This is a genomic window from Actinomadura opuntiae (assembly GCF_030283205.1).
Classification (GTDB): domain Bacteria; phylum Actinomycetota; class Actinomycetes; order Streptosporangiales; family Streptosporangiaceae; genus Spirillospora.
On sequence record NZ_JASNWF010000017.1, the window covers coordinates 32,075 to 49,517 of the forward strand.

Genomic DNA, 17,443 nt, shown 5'->3' on the forward strand with positions numbered 1-17,443 from the left:
GTGCGGCCCGGCACCCGCCCCGGATGCCGGCGTCCCGTACCGGTTTGGAATCTCATTCGACGGCCCGGCGCGGGCTATCGCCGAGCGGTGTGACTTCTGTGGCGCCGAGGCGAACATATAGCTCGTTGCGCCCGTTCGATTACCGTCGGTAGCGTCTCCGTTGGTTCATCCATGGCAGACCCACGACGAATCGGTGGTGTGGACGTGACGGAAGAGCAGTTGAGCCTCAGTACCTCTGCGGCGCGGAACCTGGCGACCACGACCAAGTCCGTCCCCCAGATGCAGGGGATCACCTCCCGGTGGCTGCTGAAGCTGCTGCCGTGGGTGGAGGCGTCCGGCGGCGCCTACCGCGTCAACCGGCGGCTCACCTACACGGTCGGCGACGGGCGGGTGACGTTCGTGACGACCGGCGCGGACGTCCGGGTCATCCCGCGCGAGCTGGGCGAGCTGCCCCCGCTGCGCGGCTACGAGGACGACCTGGCCCTGGACGCGCTGGCCGGCCGGTTCACCCAGCACGAGTACGAGCCCGGCGACGTCATCGTGGAGGAGGGCCGGCCGATCGACCGGGTGGTCCTGGTCGTGCACGGCAAGCTCAGCCGGGTCGGCACCGGCGAGTACGGCGCGGAGGCCGTGCACGGCACGCTCGCCGACGGGGACTTCTTCGGCGAGCAGGCCCTCGTCGGCACCGACGAGGGCGCGGAGCCGGCGACCTGGGACTACACCGTCAAGGCGCTGACCACGGTGACGGTGCTCAGCATGAGCGAGTCCGACTTCCAGGAGACGCTCGGCCAGTCCGCGTCGCTCCAGGCCCATCTGGAGGAGTACCGGGCGAGCCCCGACCGCGCGAGCAACGAGCACGGCGAGGCCGCGATCGACCTGGCGTCCGGGCACGACGGCGAGCCGGTGCTGCCCGGCACGTTCGTCGACTACGAGGGCGCACCCCGCGAGTACGAGCTGAGCGTCGCGCAGACGGTGCTGCGGGTGCACACCCGCGTCGCCGACCTCTACAACGAGCCGATGGACCAGGTGGAGCAGCAGCTCCGGCTGACCATCGAGGCGCTGCGCGAGCGCCAGGAGCACGAGCTGATCAACAACCGGGACTTCGGGCTGCTGCACAACACCGACCTGACCCAGCGCGTCCACACCCGGTCCGGCCCGCCCACCCCCGACGACATGGACGAGCTGCTCACCCTGGTCTGGAAGGACCCGGCGTTCTTCCTCGCCCACCCGAAGGCGATCGCGGCGTTCGGCCGCGAGTGCAGCGCCCGCGGCGTCTACCCCGACAGCGTGGACGTCGGCGGCCACAAGGTGCCGGGCTGGCGCGGCGTCCCGATCTTCCCCTGCAACAAGCTCCCGGTCAGCCGGACCAAGACCAGCTCGATCCTGCTGATGCGCACCGGCGAGGCGACGCAGGGCGTCATCGGCCTGCACCAGACCGGGCTTCCGGACGAGTACCAGCCGGGCCTGTCGGTCCGGTACATGGGCATCGACGACAAGGCGCTCATCAACTACCTGGTCAGCTGCTACTACTCGGCCGCCGTCCTGGTCCCGGACGCGCTCGGCATGCTGGAGTCCGTCGAGATCGCGCACGGCGGTGCGGCGTAGTGCGACCGTTCGAGCTCCCCGAGTTCTACCTGCCGCACCCGGCGCGGCTGAACCCCCGCGTCGAGGCGGCCCGCGCGCGCTCCCGGCGCTGGGCGCACGACATGGGGATCCTCGGACCCGACGCCACGGGACCCGAGGTCTGGAGCGAGGACGAGTACGACGCCCACGACTACGCACTGCTCACCGCGTACACGCACCCGGAGGCGCCCGGCTCCCTGCTGGATCTGGTGACCGACTGGTACGTGTGGGTCTTCTACTTCGACGACCACTTCCTCGAACGGTACAAGCGGCCCCGCGACCTCGCGGGCGCCGAGCGCCACCTCGCGCGGCTCCCCGCCTTCATGCCCGTGGAGGCGGGGAGCCCGCCGCCGCCCGAGCCGGCGAACCCGGTCGAGCGGGGCCTCGCCGACCTGTGGGAGCGGACCGTCCCGCTGATGTCGCCGCAGTGGCGGGCCCGGTTCGCCGAGAGCACCCGCAACCTGCTGCAGGAGTCGGCGTGGGAGCTGGCCGGCATCGACGAGGGGCGCGTCCCGAACCCGATCGACTACGTGCACATGCGCCGCAAGGTCGGCGGCGCGCCCTGGTCGGCGGACCTGGTCGAGGTGGCGGCCGGCGCGGAGGTGCCGGCGCGGGTCGCCGGGACGCGCCCGCTCCAGGTGCTGAAGGACGCCTTCTCCGACGCCGTCCACCTGCGCAACGACATCTTCTCCTACCAGCGCGAGACCGAGCAGGAGGGCGAGGTCAACAACGGCGTCCTGGTGCTGGAGCGGTTCCTCGGCACCGAGCCGCAGCGCGCCGCCGAGATCACCAACGACCTGCTGACGTCCCGGATGCAGCAGTTCGAGAACACCGCCGTCACCGAGCTGCCGATGCTGTTCGAGGAGCACGGGCTCGACGCGGGCGAGCGCCTCGCCGTGCTCCGCTACGCGCGCGGCCTCCAGGACTGGCAGTCCGGCGGGCACGCCTGGCACCTGCGGTCCAGCCGCTACATGAACGAGGGCGCGGCGCGGCGGCGCGGCCTCGCGGGGATACCGGAGATCGCCGGGCTGCTCGGTCTCGGCACCTCGGCGGTGCGGATCCGGTCGCTGGCCGGCCCGCCTTCCGGGCTGAGGCCCCCGGGGACCGGGGGCCCGTTCCCAGGAGCGGCGCCGCCGCCCGCCTCCGACGGGTTCACGATGCCGGAGTTCACGCTGCCGTACGAGACGCTGGTGAACCCGCGCGTCGCCGGGCTCCGCGCGCACGTGGCGGCCTGGGCCCGCGAGATGGGGATGCTGGACGGCGGCGCCTCCGGCCCGTCCGCGCCCGCCGTCTGGACGCCGGACGCGTTCGACGCCGCCGACTACGCGATGTTCGCGGCGCTCACCCACCCCGACGCGCCCGGTCCCGAACTCGAGCTGATCGCCGACTGGCACGTGTGGCGGTACCACTTCGACGACTTCTTCGCCGAACGGTTCAAGCGGCCCCGCGACCTGCCCGGCGCCCGGGCGTACACGGCCCGGCTGCTCGCGCCGCCGCCGGGCGCCGAGCCGTCCGACCCCGTCCAGCGGGGGCTCGCCGACCTGCGGGCCCGCACCGCCGCCGCCATGTCCGAGGACGAGCGCGCCGGGCTCGCCGAGGCGCTGCGGCAGCTCACCGACAGCTGGCTGTGGGAGCTGGCCGGGCTCCTGCAGAACCGCGTCCCCGACCCTGTGGACTACGTCGAGATGCGCCGCAGGACGAGCGGCGCCGCGTTCACCGCCGGGCTGCTGCGGCACGCCCTGGCGGACGGGTTGCCGGACGCCGTGCTGTCGTCCACGCCGATGGAGGCGCTGCGGGACTCCTTCGCCGACATCGGCGGGCTCCGCAACGACCTGCTCTCCTTCCACAAGGAGACCGAGGTCGAGGGCGTGCACGACAACGGCGTCGTGGCCGTCCAGCGGTTCCTCGGCTGCGGGACGCAGCGCGCCGCCGACATCGTCGCCGACCTGATCGAGGCGCGCGTGCGGCAGTTCGAGCGGACCGCCGAGGCCGACCTGCCGGTCCTGGCCGCCGAGCACGGGCTGGACGCCGCGGCCCGCGCCGCCCTGGCCCGTTACGTCCAGGCCATGCGCCGCTGGATGGCCGGTGACCTGCACTGGTCCACGACCACCGGCCGCTACGCCCGCCCCGCCGGTACCGCCGACGCTGCGTCCGCCGGGAAGGGCGCGGCGTCCGCCGGGCTCGCGGCGGTGCGCGCCCCGTCCGGGCCGTCCGGGCTCGGCACCTCGGCGGCCCGCGCGCCGTTCCGCCCGGCGCGGGCGCGTCCCGCGCCGCCCCGGCACAGCCAGACCCAACCAGCGATCCCCGGAGGTAGCGGCACATGACCGACCCGCAGCTGGCGCTGAGCACGCGGGCAGCGCGCAATCTCGCGACGACGACCAAGTCCGTGCCGCAGATGCAGGGCATCACGCCGCGGTGGCTGCTCACGCTGCTGCCGTGGGTGCGCGCGGACGCGGGCGCCTACCGGGTGAACCGCCGGCTCACCTACGAGCTCGGTGACGGGCGCCTGACGTTCGTCAACGACGGCGCCAATGTCCGCGTCATCCCCGGCGAGCTGGCGGAGCTGCCCCAGCTGCGCGGCCTGGACGCGATGGTGCTGGACGCGATCGCGGGCCGGTTCACCCAGACCGAGTACGCCCCCGGCGACACGATCGCCGCGGCCGGCGACCCGATGGACCGCCTCCACCTGATCGCGCACGGCAAGATCGCCGAGGTCGGGGAGGGCGAGTACGGCGGCGAGACGCAGCTCGGCATCCGCGACGGCGGCGACTTCTTCGGCGACCAGGCCCTGCTCGGCGACGCCGGCGAATGGCCGCACACGTTCCGGGCCACCACCCCGGCGATCGTGCTGACCCTCTCGCCGACCGCGATCGAGGAGATCACCGAGCGGTCCGAGGCGCTGCGCGCGCGCCTGGAGGAGTACCGCAACGCCCCGAAACCGCCGCAGACCCGGCACGGCGAGGCCGCCATCGACCTGGCGTCCGGCCACGAGGGCGAGACCGCCCTGCCCGGCACGTTCGTCGACTACGAGACCTCGCCCCGCGAGTACGAGCTGGCCGTGACGCAGACGCTGCTGCGCGTCCACACCCGCGTCGCCGACCTCTACAACAAGCCGATGAACCAGATCGAGCAGCAGCTGCGGCTCACCGTCGAGGAGATCCGGGAGCGGCAGGAGCACGAGCTGGTCAACAACCGCGACTTCGGCCTGCTGCACAACGCCGACCTGCGGCACCGCATCCAGACCCGCGGCGGCCCGCCCACCCCCGACGACATGGACGAGCTGCTCGCCCGGCGCCGCAAGACCCGCTTCTACCTCGCCCATCCGAAGGCGATCGCCGCGTTCGGCCGCGAGTGCACCCGGCGCGGGGTGTACCCGGCGCCCGTGGAGGTGGACGGCGGGCGGCGCGTGCAGGGCTGGCGCGGCGTCCCGATCTACCCGTGCGACAAGATCCCCGTCAGCCCGACCGGCACCACCTCGATCCTGGCGATGCGGACCGGCGAGGACGACCAGGGCGTCATCGGGCTGCACCGCACCGGCATCCCCGACGAGGTGCAGCCGGGCCTGTCGGTGCGCTTCACCGGCGTCGACGACAGGGCGATCCTGTCCTACCTGGTCAGCGCCTACTACTCGGCCGCGGTGCTGGTGCCCGACGCGCTCGGCGTGCTGGAGAACGTCGAGATCGGCCGCTAGCCCGGCCGCACCGGGACCGGGCCGCGCCCCGGAGGAAGCGAGGGAGACGAGATGCCGGTGGAGACCTCCGCCCGATCCGCCGCCGAGATCCTGGCGTGGAGCCGGGAGCTGGTGGAGCCCGCGCTGCGCGCCGTCGTCGAGGCGATGCCCGGCTCGATGCGCGGCATCGCCGAGTTCCACTTCGGGTGGCGCGACGAGGCGGGCCGGCCGGCGGCGGGGGCGGGCGGCAAGGCCGTCCGCCCGGCGCTGACGCTGCTGGCGGCCGAGGCGGCCGGCGGGACGGCGGCCGCCGCCCTGCCGGCCGCCGTCGCGGTCGAGCTGACGCACAACTTCTCGCTGCTGCACGACGACGTCATGGACGGCGACCGCACCCGCCGGCACCGGCCCACCGCGTGGACGGTGTTCGGGATCAGCGCCGCGATCCTCGCCGGGGACGGGCTGCTCGCCGGCGCCTACGAGGCGCTCGCGGACGCGCCGTCCCCGGACCCGGCGGGCGCGGTCCGGGTGCTCAGCCGCGCGGTCCTGGAGCTGGTGGAGGGGCAGAGCGCCGACACCTCGTTCGAGGACCGCACGGACGTCACGCCCGCCGAGTGCCTGGCGATGGCGGGCGGGAAGACCGGCGCGCTGCTCGGCGCCGCGTGCGCGCTCGGCGCCCTGTACGGGGGCGGCGCCGGGCGCGCGTCCCGGTTCCGGGTGTTCGGCGAGCGGCTCGGGCTGGCGTTCCAGCTGGTCGACGACCTGCTCGGCATCTGGGGCGACCCGGCCGTCACCGGCAAGCCCGTCCACTCCGACCTGCGCAACCGCAAGAAGTCGCTGCCGGTGGTGGCGGCGCTGACGTCCGGCACGGCGGCGGGGGAGGAGCTCGCGGCGCTGTACCTGCGGCCCGGCGCGCTCGCCGGTGACGAGCCGGCCCGCGCCGCCGCGCTGATCGAGGCGGCCGGCGGCCGGGACTGGGCGGCGGCGGAGGCCGACGCCCTGGTCGCGAGCGCGCTCGCCGAACTGGACGCCGCCGACCCCGTCCCGGCGGCCGCCGCGGAGCTGCGGGCGGTCGCGCACCTGCTCACGCACCGCGACCACTGATCCGGGGAAACCCGGCGTTGCCGTCGTTATAGTGCCGGTGTGCCGGACCTCCAGCCCCTCGAACCCACCGACCCGCGACGGCTCGGCGGCTACCGGATCACCGGGCGGATCGGGGAGGGCGGGCAGGGCGTCGTCTACGCCGCCGTCCCCGACGGCGGCGGGGAGCGCGTCGCCATCAAGCTGTTCCACGCGCAGCTGGCCGGCGACCCGGGAGCGCAGGACACCTTCGCCCGCGAGATGGAGGCCGCCAAGCAGGTCGCCCGGTTCTGCACCGCGCAGGTGCTGGACTCCGGGGCGTTCGGCAGCCGCCGCTTCATCGTCAGCGAGTACGTCGACGGGCCGCCGCTCAGCGACGTCGTGCGGGAGGGCGGGCCGCGGTCGGGCAGCGCGCTGGACCGGCTCGCCATCGCGACGGCGACGGCGCTGGTCGCGCTGCACGACGCGGGGGTGGTGCACCGCGACTTCAAGCCGCACAACGTGCTGCTCGGCGCGGACGGCCCGCGCGTCATCGACTTCGGCATCTCGCGGGCGCTGTCGGGCGCGCAGACCGTGGTCAGCCGCGCCGTCGGCACGCCCGCGTACATGGCGCCCGAGCAGCTCCAGCCGGGTGAGCTGGGACCCGCGGTGGACGTGTTCGCGTGGGCGTCGACGATGGTGTTCGCCGCGACGGGCCGTCCGCCTTTCGGGAACGAGTCCATCCCGATCGTGATGAACCGGATCGCGCACGAGCCGCCGCGCCTCGACGGCGTGGAGGAGCCGCTGCGCGGGCTGCTGGCCGAGTGCCTCGCCAAGGACCCGGCCCGCCGTCCGACCGCGCAGAACTTGCTGGACCGGCTCGTCCGCCGCTCGCAGCAGACGGCGCCGGGCGGCATGCCCGCGCCCTCGCCCGCGCTCGTCCCGCCGCCCGCTGCGGCCGGTGACTTGGCGGCGGACGCGTCGACCGTTCCGAACGAGCGGCGGCGCAACCGGCGGCGGACGGGTGTCCTGGTGGGGGCGGGTGCCGCCGTCGTCGCGGGCGCCGCGGTGCTCGCGGTGATGCAGATGGCGGACGGCGACACGGGCGGCGGCGCGGCCAGCGCGACGCCGCAGGGGTCGGCGGGCACGGCGGCCGGTCCCGGACCGGCCGGGGAGGCGGGCCGCGCGCCGGGCGGCGGCAGCGCGAGCGCGAGCCCGGCGAGTCCCGGCGCGAGCCCGAGTCCGACGCGTTCGCGGCCTTCGGCGTCGAAGAAGCCGTCGAGCGGGCCGTCGGCGAAACCGTCGTACAAGCGGGTCGAGCTCGGGCCCGGCCATTTCTCGGCGTACTGCGCCAAGCACGGCTGGGAGTGGGAGGAGTACCGGGAGACGCCGACGCCCGGCGCGTACTGCGTGGCGCACAAGCGCGACCCGCAGCTCATGTCGAAGGCGCAGCTCGACGCGGGATGCCGCTGGCGGTACAGCGACTCCCGCGCCAAGCACTACTTCAAGAGCAAGTCGAACTACTGCTACACGACGAAGCCCGTCGCCTAGCAGCGGACGCGCACGGCGGTGCGCCCCAGCCCCGCGATCAGGACGGCGCCGACGACCAGGTGCATCGCCGTCAGCGCGGCGTAGGTGCCCGGGCCTTCGGAGTCCAGCGGGCCGGTCATCGACACCCCGAGGACGATGCCGGCGGTGATCCCCCAGGTGCGGCCGGGGCGCTTGGCGCGGCGCTCCATGACGGCCAGCAGCGCCCAGCCGGCCAGCCCGACCAGCAGCGTGGACACCAGCACGGCGGCCGGGCCGACGTGCCGCCCCCGGGCGTGCATGCCGGCCCCGGCGATGGGGTCGGCGATCACCCAGACCAGCAGGGCGGCGGCGGCCGCGGCGAGGACGGTGAGGGCGCGGCGGACGGTGACGCCGCCGGCGGCGGGACGGGTTCCGGTGATCTCGTTCATGCCGGCAACGATCGCCGCCGGGCGGGGCACGGCGCATCGGGCGCGCGGCTGCGGCGGCCCCGTCCCCGGCCCGGGGCACCCCCTACTTCGGTAGGTGTCGCGGCCGCCGGGCCCCGCCTTACCCTGACCCCGTGAACAGCGAGAACGTCTGCGAAGACGAGCGGCGCGGCCCGCGGTTCGCGGTCGGCGCGGCCGTGGTCGTCGCCGCCGTCGGGGCGCTCGGCGCGGTGACGCTCTGGGGCCGGCCCGCGGGGGACCCGGTGCCGCTCGGATTCGACATCGCGGCCGGGGCGCTGGCCTGCGTCCTGTCGCCGCTCGTCCTGCGGCGCCCGGTGCCCGGCACGCTCGCGCTGACCGTGCTGGCCGCGCTGTCCCCGGCGGCGACGCCCGCGGCGGCCTTCGGCGCGTTGCACGTCGCGCAGCGGCGCCGGTTCCCGGTCGCGGTCGCGGTCGGCGCCGCGGGGATCGCCGCGCACGCGGCGCGCGGGCTCTGGCGGCCCATGGGCGGCATCACCTACGCCTGGTGGCTGCTGCTGGTCGCCCTCGCGTACGGCGCGCTGGTCGGCTGGGGCGCGCTGGCGCAGGCGCGCCGCGCGCTGCTGGCGTCGCTGCGCGAGCGGGCCCGCCGCGCCGAGGCCGAGCAGGGCCGCCGCGTCGCCGAGGCGCGGATGCTGGAGCGCACCCGCATGGCCCGCGAGATGCACGACGTCCTCGCGCACCGGCTGTCGCTGCTGGCCACCTACGCGGGCGCGCTGGAGTACCGCCCGGACGCGCCGCCGGAGAAGCTCGCGCAGGCCGCCGGCGTCATTCGCGCCGGGGTGCACCAGGCCCTCGACGAGCTGCGCGAGGTGATCGGCGTGCTGCGCGACGAGGACGCCCGCGACGACGACCGCCCGCAGCCCGTCCTCGCCGACCTGCCCGCCCTGGTGGCGGAGTCGCGGGACGCCGGCGGCAGCGTGCAGCTGCGGGACGCGGTGGTCGAGCCCGCCGCGCTGCCCGCCGCCGCCGGGCGCACCGCCTACCGGGTCGTGCAGGAGGGGCTGACGAACGCCCGCAAGCACGCGGCGGGCCGTCCGGTGCGGGTGGCGATCGAGGGCCGTCCGGGCACCCGGCTGGTGATCGACATCCGGAACCCGCTGCCGCCGGACGGCACCGCCCCGCTCGCGCCCGGCACCGGCACCGGCCTGGTCGGGCTGACCGAGCGGGTGCAGCTGGCGGGCGGCCGGCTGGACCACGAGGTCGCCGCCGGGGAGTTCCGGCTGCGCGCCTGGCTACCATGGCCGGCGTGAACCGCCCCCTGCGCGTTCTGATCGTGGACGACGACGCGCTCGTCCGCGCCGGCCTGTCGATGATGCTGGACGGCATCCACGGCATCTCGGTCGTGGGGGAGGCGGCCGACGGCGCCGAGGTCCCCGAGGCCGCCGACCTGCACGCGCCCGACGTCGTCCTGATGGACCTGCGGATGCCGCGGGTGGACGGCATCACCGCCACCCGCGCCCTGCGCCGCCGCGACCCGGCGCCGGAGGTCATCGTCCTGACCACGTTCGACACCGACGAGAACATCCTGCACGCGCTGCGCGCCGGCGCGAGCGGGTTCCTGCTCAAGGACACCCCGCCCGCGCAGATCGTCGACGCCGTCCGGCACGTCGCGGCGGGCGACCCGATCCTGTCGCCGCGGATCACCCGCCGCCTGATGGACCGGGCCGCCGTCCAGGCCGGCGCCTACGAGCGCGCCCGCACCGCGCTGGCCAGGCTCAGCCCGCGCGAGAACGACGTGGTCGTCGCGATCGGCGAGGGCCGCTCCAACGCCGAGATCGGCGCCGAGCTGTTCATGAGCGTGGCGACCGTCAAGGCCCACGTGTCCAGCATCCTCACCAAGCTGGGCCTGGACAACCGCACCCAGATCGCGCTGCTCGCGCACGATGCCGGCCTCGCCTGACCGCCGGGCGGCCGCGTCCGCGTCAGGCCATGACCACGTCGATAGTCGCGGCCGTCAGCAGGAGGCAGACGGGCGTGTAGAGGGCCAGGTTGAGCTTGTAGAAGACGGAGTCCTTCCGGGCGCCGACGCCCAGCGCCCAGACGAGGCCGGCGCCGGCGCGCAGGGCGAGCCCGGCGGCGACGGCGGCGGCTCCGGCCGCCGGGAGCCAGCCGGGCAGGCCGGGCAGGATCACGTCGGCCCGGGCCAGCACGGCGACCGCCCCCACCGACAGGATCAGGACGAGCGGGGCCAGCACGCGCGGCGTGAAGGGGACGTCGGCGTTCAGCAGGCCGCGGGACAGGGTGGTCACGTCGCGGGCGGGCCAGGTGCGCCCGGTCATCCAGTACACGTGCAGGAGCGCGTCCAGGCCCAGGACCGCGGCCGTCAGCAGAGCGGCGATTTCGTAGGTTTCCATGTCTGGAAGAGGAGCCGGGACCGCCGCGGCACTCCCGTGACGTGCGTCACTCCTCCGGCGTGAACCGCCTGACGAAGCGGCGCAGCACGAGCGGGCCGAGCAGCCGCCGCAGCGGCGGGCCGGCGACGCGCATACCCGGCGCACGGACCCCGGCCATGTAGGCGAAGCGGGTTGCGTCCCCGGCGGGGACGGCGGCCATGCCGAACACCAGCAGGCGGCTCTGCATCAGGCACCAGCCGGGACGCAGCACCATGTCGAAGTGCGCGCGCAGGCCCGAACGGCCGTGCACCAGGGCGCGCATCCGCTCGCCCTCGCGTTCGGTGACGCGCAGCGAGCGCACGTCGGGCACCAGGCCGGGGAAGCCGCGCTCCGGGTCGCCGAGCACCGTCCACACGTCCTCGAACGCGGCCGGCAGCACCGCCTCCTCCAGCACGGCGCCGGGGAACGCGGCGGCCAGCGCGCGGAGCCGGCGCACGTCGTCCAGCTCTCCGACGGGCCAGGTCACGTCGTGCTCCCTTCGTCGCGCCAGCTCAGCCGGAAGCGCGCCCGCGCCCGGAACAGCCGCGACCGGACGGTCCCGGCCGGCACCCGCAGCATCCGCGCCGCGGTCTCCTCGTCCAGACCCTCCAGGTCGCGCAGCGTGAGCACGGCGCGGTGCTCGGGCGACAGGCGGTCGAGCACGTCGCGGACGTCGGCGGCCAGCGACGGGTCGCCGGGCGCGGGCAGGTCGGCCGGCTCGGCGGGGACCGTCCGGGACGACCGCCGCGCCACCCGCACCGCCTCCCGGACGGCGATGACCCGCACCCAGCCGAACAGCGCCTCCGGAGCGCGCAGGCCCTTCAGCTCGCGCATGACCACGATCAGCGTCTCCTGGGCGGCGTCCGGCGCGTCCTGCAGCGCGATCGGCCCGCAGAGCCGCCGCACGTACGGGGCGAGCGCCTCCAGCATCTCGTTCAGCGCCATGAGGTCGCCGCGTTGCGCACGCCTCACGACGTCGGGATCGAGCGCGCTCACCGGCCCGACCCTATCCCTCGAATGACTCGATAGTATGTTCGAGTCGTGCATGTCCCGTTCCTGTGCCCCCGCGGCCACCGCCTCGCGCCCGGCCACGTCATCGTCGGCTGGTCGCCGTGCGTCTGCCCGCCCTGCGGCGGCCGCGCCCGCGGCCTGCGCGGCCACCGCACCTACCTGTGCCTCGACTGCAAGGACGAGCACGTCACGACGAAGTGCTACCTCCCGCACCACGTCCCCGCGCAGGGCGCCGCCTACCGCTGGCCGTGAGCCCGCCGGCGGCTAGGCTGTGATCATGACGGAGCGGTGGGCACTGGGCGGCGACCTGGACGTCGGGCGGATCGGGTACGGCGCGATGAAGCTGTCCGGCTGGCCGGGCGGCCCCCGTCCCGACCGCTACACGGCCCTGACCGTGCTGCGCCGCGCCGTCGAACTCGGCGTGAACCACATCGACACCTCGCACTACTACGCGCAGGACGGCGTGGCGGCCAACGAGCTGATCCGCGAGGCGCTGCACCCGTACCCGGACGACCTGGTCATCGTCACCAAGGTCGGCGCGCTCATCGAGGGCCCCGACATCCACCTGCCCGGTCCCGAGCAGACCGGCCTCACCCCCGACGGCCTGCGCCGCGGCGTCGAGGCCAACCTCCGCACGCTCGGCGTGGACCGGCTGGACGTCGTGAACCTGCGCATGGGCGAACTCGCCGAGGCCCGCACCCCGATCGCCGAGCCGCTGGAGACCCTCCTGTCCCTCCGCGACGAGGGCCTGATCCGCCACCTCGGCGTCTCCAACGTCTCGGCCGCCGAGTTCGCCGAGGCCCGCCGGGTCGTGCCGATCGCCTGCGTCCAGAACCTCTACAACGTCGCCCAGCGCGACGACGACCCGCTCGTGGACGCGTGCGCCGAGGCGGGCATCGCCTACGTCCCCTACTTCCCGGTCGGCGGGTTCCAGCCGCTCACCGCCGACCGCCTGAACACCGTCGCCGCCCGCCACCGGGCGACCGTCCCGCAGGTCGCGCTGGCCTGGCTGCTGGCCCGCTCGCCGAACATCCTCCTCATCCCCGGCACCGGCTCCCCGGCGCACCTGGAGGAGAACTGCGCCGCCGCCGACGTCCACCTCACCCCCGAGGACCTCGCCGACCTCGGCTGATCCGTCCGCGGGAACCCGGAGACGGCGTCCGAGGGATAACCGGTGTAGGCACACCGCGATCCCTGGGAGGCCCCCGATGACAGAGCCGTCGACACAGCCGGCCGCGTGGTGATCGGTATCCGGGCGCGGCCGGGCCGTCCGGCCGCGACGGCGCAGGGCGACGCCGAGCTGATCCGCAGATCCCTCGCGGAACCGGACGCGTTCACCGCGGTGTACGACCGGCACGCGCCCGCGATCCACCGGTACGTCGCGCGCCGCCTCGGCCCCGACGCGGCCGACGACCTGATGGCCGAGACGTTCCTGATCGCCTTCCGCAAACGCCGCCGCTACGACCTCGCCCGCGCCGACGCCCGGCCCTGGCTGTACGGGATCGCGACCCGGCTCGTCGCCCGGCACCGCAAGGCCGAGACGGCCCGCTACCTGCTGCTGGAACGGCTCGGCGGCGAGACGGCCGCCGAACCCGTCGACAGCGAGGCGCGGGTCAGCGCGCAGGCGCTGCGCGGCCCGCTCGCCCGGGCGCTCGCCGACCTGCCCAAGGCCTACCGGGAGCCGCTGCTCCTGGTGGCCTGGGCCGACCTGAGCTACGAGGAGGTGGCCGCGGCACTGGAGATCCCCGTGGGCACCGTCCGGTCCCGGCTGTCGCGCGGCCGGGCCCGGCTCCGCACGGCGCTCGGCGGCGCCGACCCCACCGAGGAGGACGTCGATGGATGAGATGACGATGCTGCGCGAGGCCAAACCCGACGTCGCGCCGCCCGCCGACGCCGCTTTGCGCGCGGGACGCGACCGGCTCACCGCCGCCGCGCGCCCCGCCCGCCGGTGGCCGCGCCTGCCGAAGCCGGCCGTCATGGGCCTGCTCGCCGGGACCGCCGCGGTGGCCACCGCCGCCGCGATCACGGTGGCGCAGGTCGTCGCACCGGACGGCCACGGGTCCGCCACGGCCGCCGCCGCGGAGGTGCTGCGCGACGCCGCCGCCACCGCCCGCAGCGGACCCCCGGTCAGACCGGGGCCGTACAGCTACACGCGGGAAGTGATCGTCCACCCCGGCAGGACGGGCGAGAAGCAGTGCACGGAGACCTGGCTCCGGCGGGACGGCTCGATGGCGGCCTTCGCCACGTACTCGGAGCGGTACTGGGGCCGCTGCGATTCCAAGAACCGGCCGCGCCGGACTCCCGCCCTCGGATCGGGCCACGACGACCAGCGCCCGCATGCCGACGTCCGCACCCTGCCGACCGACCCGTCCGCGCTCCGCGCGCGGCTGTACTCCGACGCCGCCCACGGCAGGGGCCAGAACCCGGACAACACGGGCTCGCGCGACCAGCTCGTCTTCGACCGCATCGGACGCCTGCTGAGCATGACCCTCCCGCCGGAGCTGCGGGCCGCGCTGTTCCAGACGCTCGCGACGATCCCCGGCGTCGACGCCGTCCGCGGCGAGAGGGACGCGCTCGGACGGCAGGGGATCGCGCTGGCCCGGTCCTTCGACGACAGGACGACCCCGGGCAGCCTGGCGATCATCCTGGCCCCGAACACCTACCGCTACCTCGGCAGGAAGGCGGTGCAGGACATCGGGGAGGGGTACCAGACCGACCTCACGGCCCTCCTGACCACGGCGGTCGTCACCAAACCCTTCCAACGCCCCTGACACGCCCCGCCCGGCCGCCGGCCGGGCGGGGTCACGCGTCCCCGGGGAGCGGCGGCAGCGGCAGGGGCAGCCCCGGCAGCCCGTCGATGCTGGTCGCGACGTGCTCCTTCTTGTGGAAGTAGGCGTCGAGCGACTCGTCGGTCTCCCGCGCGAACCGCGACCCGTGCAGCGGCCGGTCGCCCTCATAGCTCATGAACGGCACGGCGTACCCGCAGGTGTCGCGGATCTTCTCCGCCCGCACCACGATGATCGCCCGCAGCCCGTGCGCGGTCACGTCGACGTCCGGGAAATGCCGCACCAGCTCGGCCCACCGCGGATCGTCCCGGAACACCGGCTCGCCCCGCCCGTGCACCCGCACGATGTTCGGCGGCCCGTCGAACGCGCACCACATCAACGTGATCCGGCCGTTCTCCCGCAGATGAGCGATCGTCTCCGCGTTGCTCCCCGCGAAATCCAGGTACGCCACCGTCCGCTCGTCGAGCACCGCGAACGACCCCGTCAACCCCTTCGGCGAAAGGTTGACGGTCCCATCCCCGTCCAACGGCGCCGTCGCGGTGAAGAACATGTGCTGCGCCTCAATGAACTCCCGCAGCCGCCCCGCAATCCCCTCATAACTCTTGCCCATGCCCCCGAGTATGACCACCCGCCGATCCTCCCCGGGGTCCCCACCCTTGCCCTGCCTAGGATGGCGGTGGGTGGGAGGAGTTCGGGCGTGGGTGAGTCGTTCGGTGAGCGGGTGGCGGGGCGGCTGGCCGGGCGCGGTCCGCTGTGCGTCGGGATCGATCCGAGCTCCGAGTTGGTGGAGGGCTGGGGACTGCCCGACACTCCGGCGGGGCTGGAGCGTTTCTGCGGTGGTGTGCTGGACGCGGTCGGTGACGTCGCCGCGGTGGTCAAACCGCAGTCGGCCTTCTTCGAGCGCTTCGGCAGCAAGGGCATCGCGGTGCTGGAGCAGGTGATCGGCCGGGCGCGCGAGATGGGCGCGGTGGTGATCCTGGACGTCAAACGAGGAGACGTCGGCAGCACGACGGCCGCCTATGCCCAGGCCTATCTCGATCGCCGCAGCCCCTTGGCCGCGGACGCGGTGACGGCCAGTCCGTACCTCGGGCTGGGCTCGCTCCGGCCGATGATCGACACGGCGCTGGAGAACGACGCCGGTGTTTTCGTGCTGGCCCGCACATCGAATCCCGAGGGGGCCGACGTGCAACTGGCGGTCGGCCCGACCGGGCGGAGCGTCGCCGACGAGATTATCGACGGGGTCGCCCAGATCAACGCCGGTGCGGCCGGGCCGGGCTCCATCGGGGTGGTGCTCGGCGCGACGCTGTCGGGTCTGGAAGGCGCGGCCTTGCGGGTGAACGGGCCGGTCCTCGCTCCTGGGGTCGGCGCTCAGGGGGCCGGGCCCGATGATGTGCGGCGGGTGTTCGGCCGGGCGTCCGGGCGCGTGATCCCTTCGGCGTCGCGCGCGCTGCTGGCGACGGGCCCCGACCGGTTGCGTTCGGAGACCATGCGGCTGGTGAGTGAATGCCGCGTCTCCCTGGCGGATCCTGGACGAGCCGCCGCGAACGTCTGAGGAGGCGGCCGCACCGGTTGGGGGTGACCGGTGCGGCCGGTTCGTGGTGCGGTCGGTCAGGTCAGCACAGGCCGGCCGGGTTGGACGTTCGGCAGAGGTTGTGGCGGAAGCGGTTGGTCTTGCTGCCGCTGTTGTCGACCAGGTCGAACGGCGCGTTGCCGCGGACGACGTTGCGCTGGACGAGGTTGTGCCGGGCGGGCCGGTTCAGCGGCGGCGTCCCGCGGAAGAGCACGATGCCGCCGGAGTACGGCAGGTTGCCCCGGTTGCCGTTGACGACATTCTTCTCGACGACGTTGTGGTCGCCGCCGAAGAACAGCACGCCGGTGCCGCCGAGCGGCGGGACCTCCTCGTGCGCGGCGCACGTCCGGTTGTTCTTCGAGACGTTGTTCTTCCACAGCTTGGTGTTGCCTTGGCCGCCCTTCTGGCTGTCGTCGACGAGGGCGACGCCGACGCAGTTGCCGACGAGGTCGTTGCCCCATGCCCTGACGTTGCGGGCATGCCGGACGAGCAGGCCGATGGCGTTTCCGGTGGCCCGGTTGCCGGTGACGACCGTCCCGTGCGCGTTGGCGATGTCGCCGACGTAGAAGCCGGCCTCGTCGCCGTTGTCTGCGGCCCAGTCGTGCGCGAACCGCCCGCGCGTGGAATTGAATTCCGAGATTCCGTACTCGCCGTTGTTCGCGGCCAGGACGTGTTCGACGGTGAGGCGGTCGGTGAAGTAGCCGAAGACCCCGTTCTTCGCGAACTTCCGCACGGTCAGGTTCTTGATCGTGACGCCCTTGACGGGGTGGCCGGCGCGGCCGGCGACGCAGATGCCGGTGCCGGCCCACTGGACGGCGGCGCAGTGGTCGGTGCCGCCGGGCCGCAGGACGGTCTTGACGCCGGCGCCGCGGATGGTGAGGTGCTTCTTGACCAGGACGCCCCCGTCATAGGTGCCGCGGAGGAGCCGGATGGTGTCGCCGGGCCGGGCCCGGTCGACGGCCGCCTGGATCGAGTGCCCCGGACGCACCACATGGGTGCGGGGCCGGTGCCCGGACGCGCTGCCGTCCTGCGCCGCCGCCTGGCCTGCGGGCGCGACGAGAGCGAGCCCGGCCAGCACTGCGCCGGCGCCGGCCGAACCCGCGATAGTCCATCTCATTCAGTTTTCTCCGTTTCTGCCTGATCTGCTCGCCGCGCGCGCCCGCGCGCCCGCGGCCCGGTCCCGCCGCATTCCGCTCGTCGGAACCGCGCAGGTCATTCCGTCAGGCCGGGAGAGACAAACATTGGAGGGGCTTCGCGTGTTCGGCCGAGTTTGCCGTTGCTTTCGGCATTACGGGGTTTTCTCGGCCGATCGATCGGAGTGCCGCTCGGGCATTATGGCTAAATGGCTTATTTTGGGC

The 17,443-nt window shown here is 74.5% G+C and carries 18 protein-coding genes; 12 read left to right on the plus strand and 6 right to left on the minus strand.

What is annotated here, in order from left to right; translation table 11 throughout:
- Positions 1-171: 171 nt before the first annotated feature.
- Genes QP089_RS32550 through QP089_RS32570 form a run of 5 tightly spaced genes read left to right on the plus strand, consistent with a single transcriptional unit; the run spans position 172 to position 7,900 of the window.
- Positions 172-1,605, plus strand: a complete 1,434-nt coding sequence (locus QP089_RS32550; protein ID WP_285916821.1) for a family 2B encapsulin nanocompartment shell protein — start codon at positions 172-174, stop codon at positions 1,603-1,605.
- Positions 1,605-3,947: a terpene synthase family protein gene (locus tag QP089_RS32555; RefSeq protein ID WP_285916822.1), complete on the plus strand. Its 2,343-nt coding sequence runs from the start codon at positions 1,605-1,607 to the stop codon at positions 3,945-3,947. The genes QP089_RS32550 and QP089_RS32555 overlap by 1 nt, the downstream gene beginning before the upstream one ends.
- The gene (locus QP089_RS32560; RefSeq protein ID WP_285916825.1) at positions 3,944-5,314 is read left to right on the plus strand and encodes a family 2B encapsulin nanocompartment shell protein; all 1,371 of its coding nucleotides are present in this window, start codon (positions 3,944-3,946) and stop codon (positions 5,312-5,314) included. Before QP089_RS32555 ends, QP089_RS32560 begins: the two co-directional genes overlap by 4 nt.
- A 51-nt stretch (positions 5,315-5,365) precedes the next feature.
- On the plus strand, positions 5,366-6,394 hold the full coding sequence (locus tag QP089_RS32565; RefSeq protein WP_285916827.1) for a family 2 encapsulin nanocompartment cargo protein polyprenyl transferase: 1,029 nt from the start codon (positions 5,366-5,368) through the stop codon (positions 6,392-6,394).
- A 39-nt stretch (positions 6,395-6,433) separates the two neighbouring features.
- The gene (locus tag QP089_RS32570) at positions 6,434-7,900 is read left to right on the plus strand and encodes a serine/threonine-protein kinase (RefSeq protein WP_285916828.1); all 1,467 of its coding nucleotides are present in this window, start codon (positions 6,434-6,436) and stop codon (positions 7,898-7,900) included.
- Here the strand turns inward: QP089_RS32570 and QP089_RS32575 are convergent.
- Positions 7,897-8,307: a DUF6069 family protein gene (locus QP089_RS32575; RefSeq protein ID WP_285916829.1), complete on the minus strand. Its 411-nt coding sequence runs from the start codon at positions 8,305-8,307 to the stop codon at positions 7,897-7,899. The two genes, QP089_RS32570 and QP089_RS32575, sit on opposite strands and share 4 nt — an antisense overlap.
- 131 nt (positions 8,308-8,438) lie before the next feature.
- Between QP089_RS32575 and QP089_RS32580 the strand changes: the two genes are divergently transcribed.
- Positions 8,439-9,596, plus strand: a complete 1,158-nt coding sequence (locus QP089_RS32580; protein ID WP_285916831.1) for a sensor histidine kinase — start codon at positions 8,439-8,441, stop codon at positions 9,594-9,596.
- Positions 9,584-10,246, plus strand: coding sequence for a response regulator transcription factor (locus QP089_RS32585; protein WP_285916832.1), 663 nt, complete (start codon positions 9,584-9,586; stop codon positions 10,244-10,246). The genes QP089_RS32580 and QP089_RS32585 overlap by 13 nt, the downstream gene beginning before the upstream one ends.
- A 22-nt stretch (positions 10,247-10,268) precedes the next feature.
- Here the strand turns inward: QP089_RS32585 and QP089_RS32590 are convergent, their stop codons facing one another.
- From QP089_RS32590 to QP089_RS32600, 3 genes are read right to left on the minus strand one after another with little or no spacing between them, the layout of a single operon-like run.
- A complete protein-coding gene (locus QP089_RS32590) occupies positions 10,269-10,700 on the minus strand; it encodes a DUF3995 domain-containing protein (protein ID WP_285916834.1) in 432 nt (143 codons plus the stop codon).
- A gap of 46 nt (positions 10,701-10,746) precedes the next feature.
- Entirely contained in the window at positions 10,747-11,205 is a 459-nt protein-coding gene (locus tag QP089_RS32595; RefSeq protein ID WP_285916836.1) for a hypothetical protein, read from the minus strand.
- Positions 11,202-11,714 carry an RNA polymerase sigma factor gene (locus tag QP089_RS32600; protein ID WP_285916837.1) on the minus strand — a complete coding sequence of 171 codons (513 nt, stop codon included), beginning with the start codon at positions 11,712-11,714 and terminating at the stop codon, positions 11,202-11,204. Before QP089_RS32600 ends, QP089_RS32595 begins: the two co-directional genes overlap by 4 nt.
- A 45-nt stretch (positions 11,715-11,759) precedes the next feature.
- On the opposite strand from QP089_RS32600, the gene QP089_RS32605 reads away from it, so the two are divergent.
- From QP089_RS32605 to QP089_RS32620, 4 genes are all read left to right on the plus strand, one after another.
- The gene (locus QP089_RS32605; RefSeq protein WP_285916838.1) at positions 11,760-11,981 is read left to right on the plus strand and encodes a hypothetical protein; all 222 of its coding nucleotides are present in this window, start codon (positions 11,760-11,762) and stop codon (positions 11,979-11,981) included.
- 25 nt (positions 11,982-12,006) lie between these two features.
- Positions 12,007-12,861, plus strand: coding sequence for an oxidoreductase (locus QP089_RS32610; protein WP_285916839.1), 855 nt, complete (start codon positions 12,007-12,009; stop codon positions 12,859-12,861).
- Between the two features lie 105 nt (positions 12,862-12,966).
- Positions 12,967-13,572 (plus strand): RNA polymerase sigma factor, encoded by a 606-nt coding sequence (locus QP089_RS32615; RefSeq protein WP_353070654.1) that lies wholly within the window; start codon positions 12,967-12,969, stop codon positions 13,570-13,572.
- On the plus strand, positions 13,565-14,500 hold the full coding sequence (locus QP089_RS32620) for a CU044_5270 family protein (RefSeq protein WP_285916841.1): 936 nt from the start codon (positions 13,565-13,567) through the stop codon (positions 14,498-14,500). Before QP089_RS32615 ends, QP089_RS32620 begins: the two co-directional genes overlap by 8 nt.
- A gap of 31 nt (positions 14,501-14,531) precedes the next feature.
- Here the strand turns inward: QP089_RS32620 and QP089_RS32625 are convergent, their stop codons facing one another.
- Positions 14,532-15,125, minus strand: a complete 594-nt coding sequence (locus QP089_RS32625; RefSeq protein ID WP_285916842.1) for a pyridoxamine 5'-phosphate oxidase family protein — start codon at positions 15,123-15,125, stop codon at positions 14,532-14,534.
- An 87-nt stretch (positions 15,126-15,212) separates the two neighbouring features.
- On the opposite strand from QP089_RS32625, the gene pyrF reads away from it, so the two are divergent.
- On the plus strand, positions 15,213-16,067 hold the full coding sequence (pyrF, locus tag QP089_RS32630; protein ID WP_285916844.1) for an orotidine-5'-phosphate decarboxylase: 855 nt from the start codon (positions 15,213-15,215) through the stop codon (positions 16,065-16,067).
- Between the two features lie 61 nt (positions 16,068-16,128).
- On the opposite strand, the gene QP089_RS32635 is transcribed toward pyrF, so the two are convergent.
- Positions 16,129-17,202 (minus strand): right-handed parallel beta-helix repeat-containing protein, encoded by a 1,074-nt coding sequence (locus tag QP089_RS32635; RefSeq protein ID WP_285916846.1) that lies wholly within the window; start codon positions 17,200-17,202, stop codon positions 16,129-16,131.
- Positions 17,203-17,443: the final 241 nt, after the last annotated feature.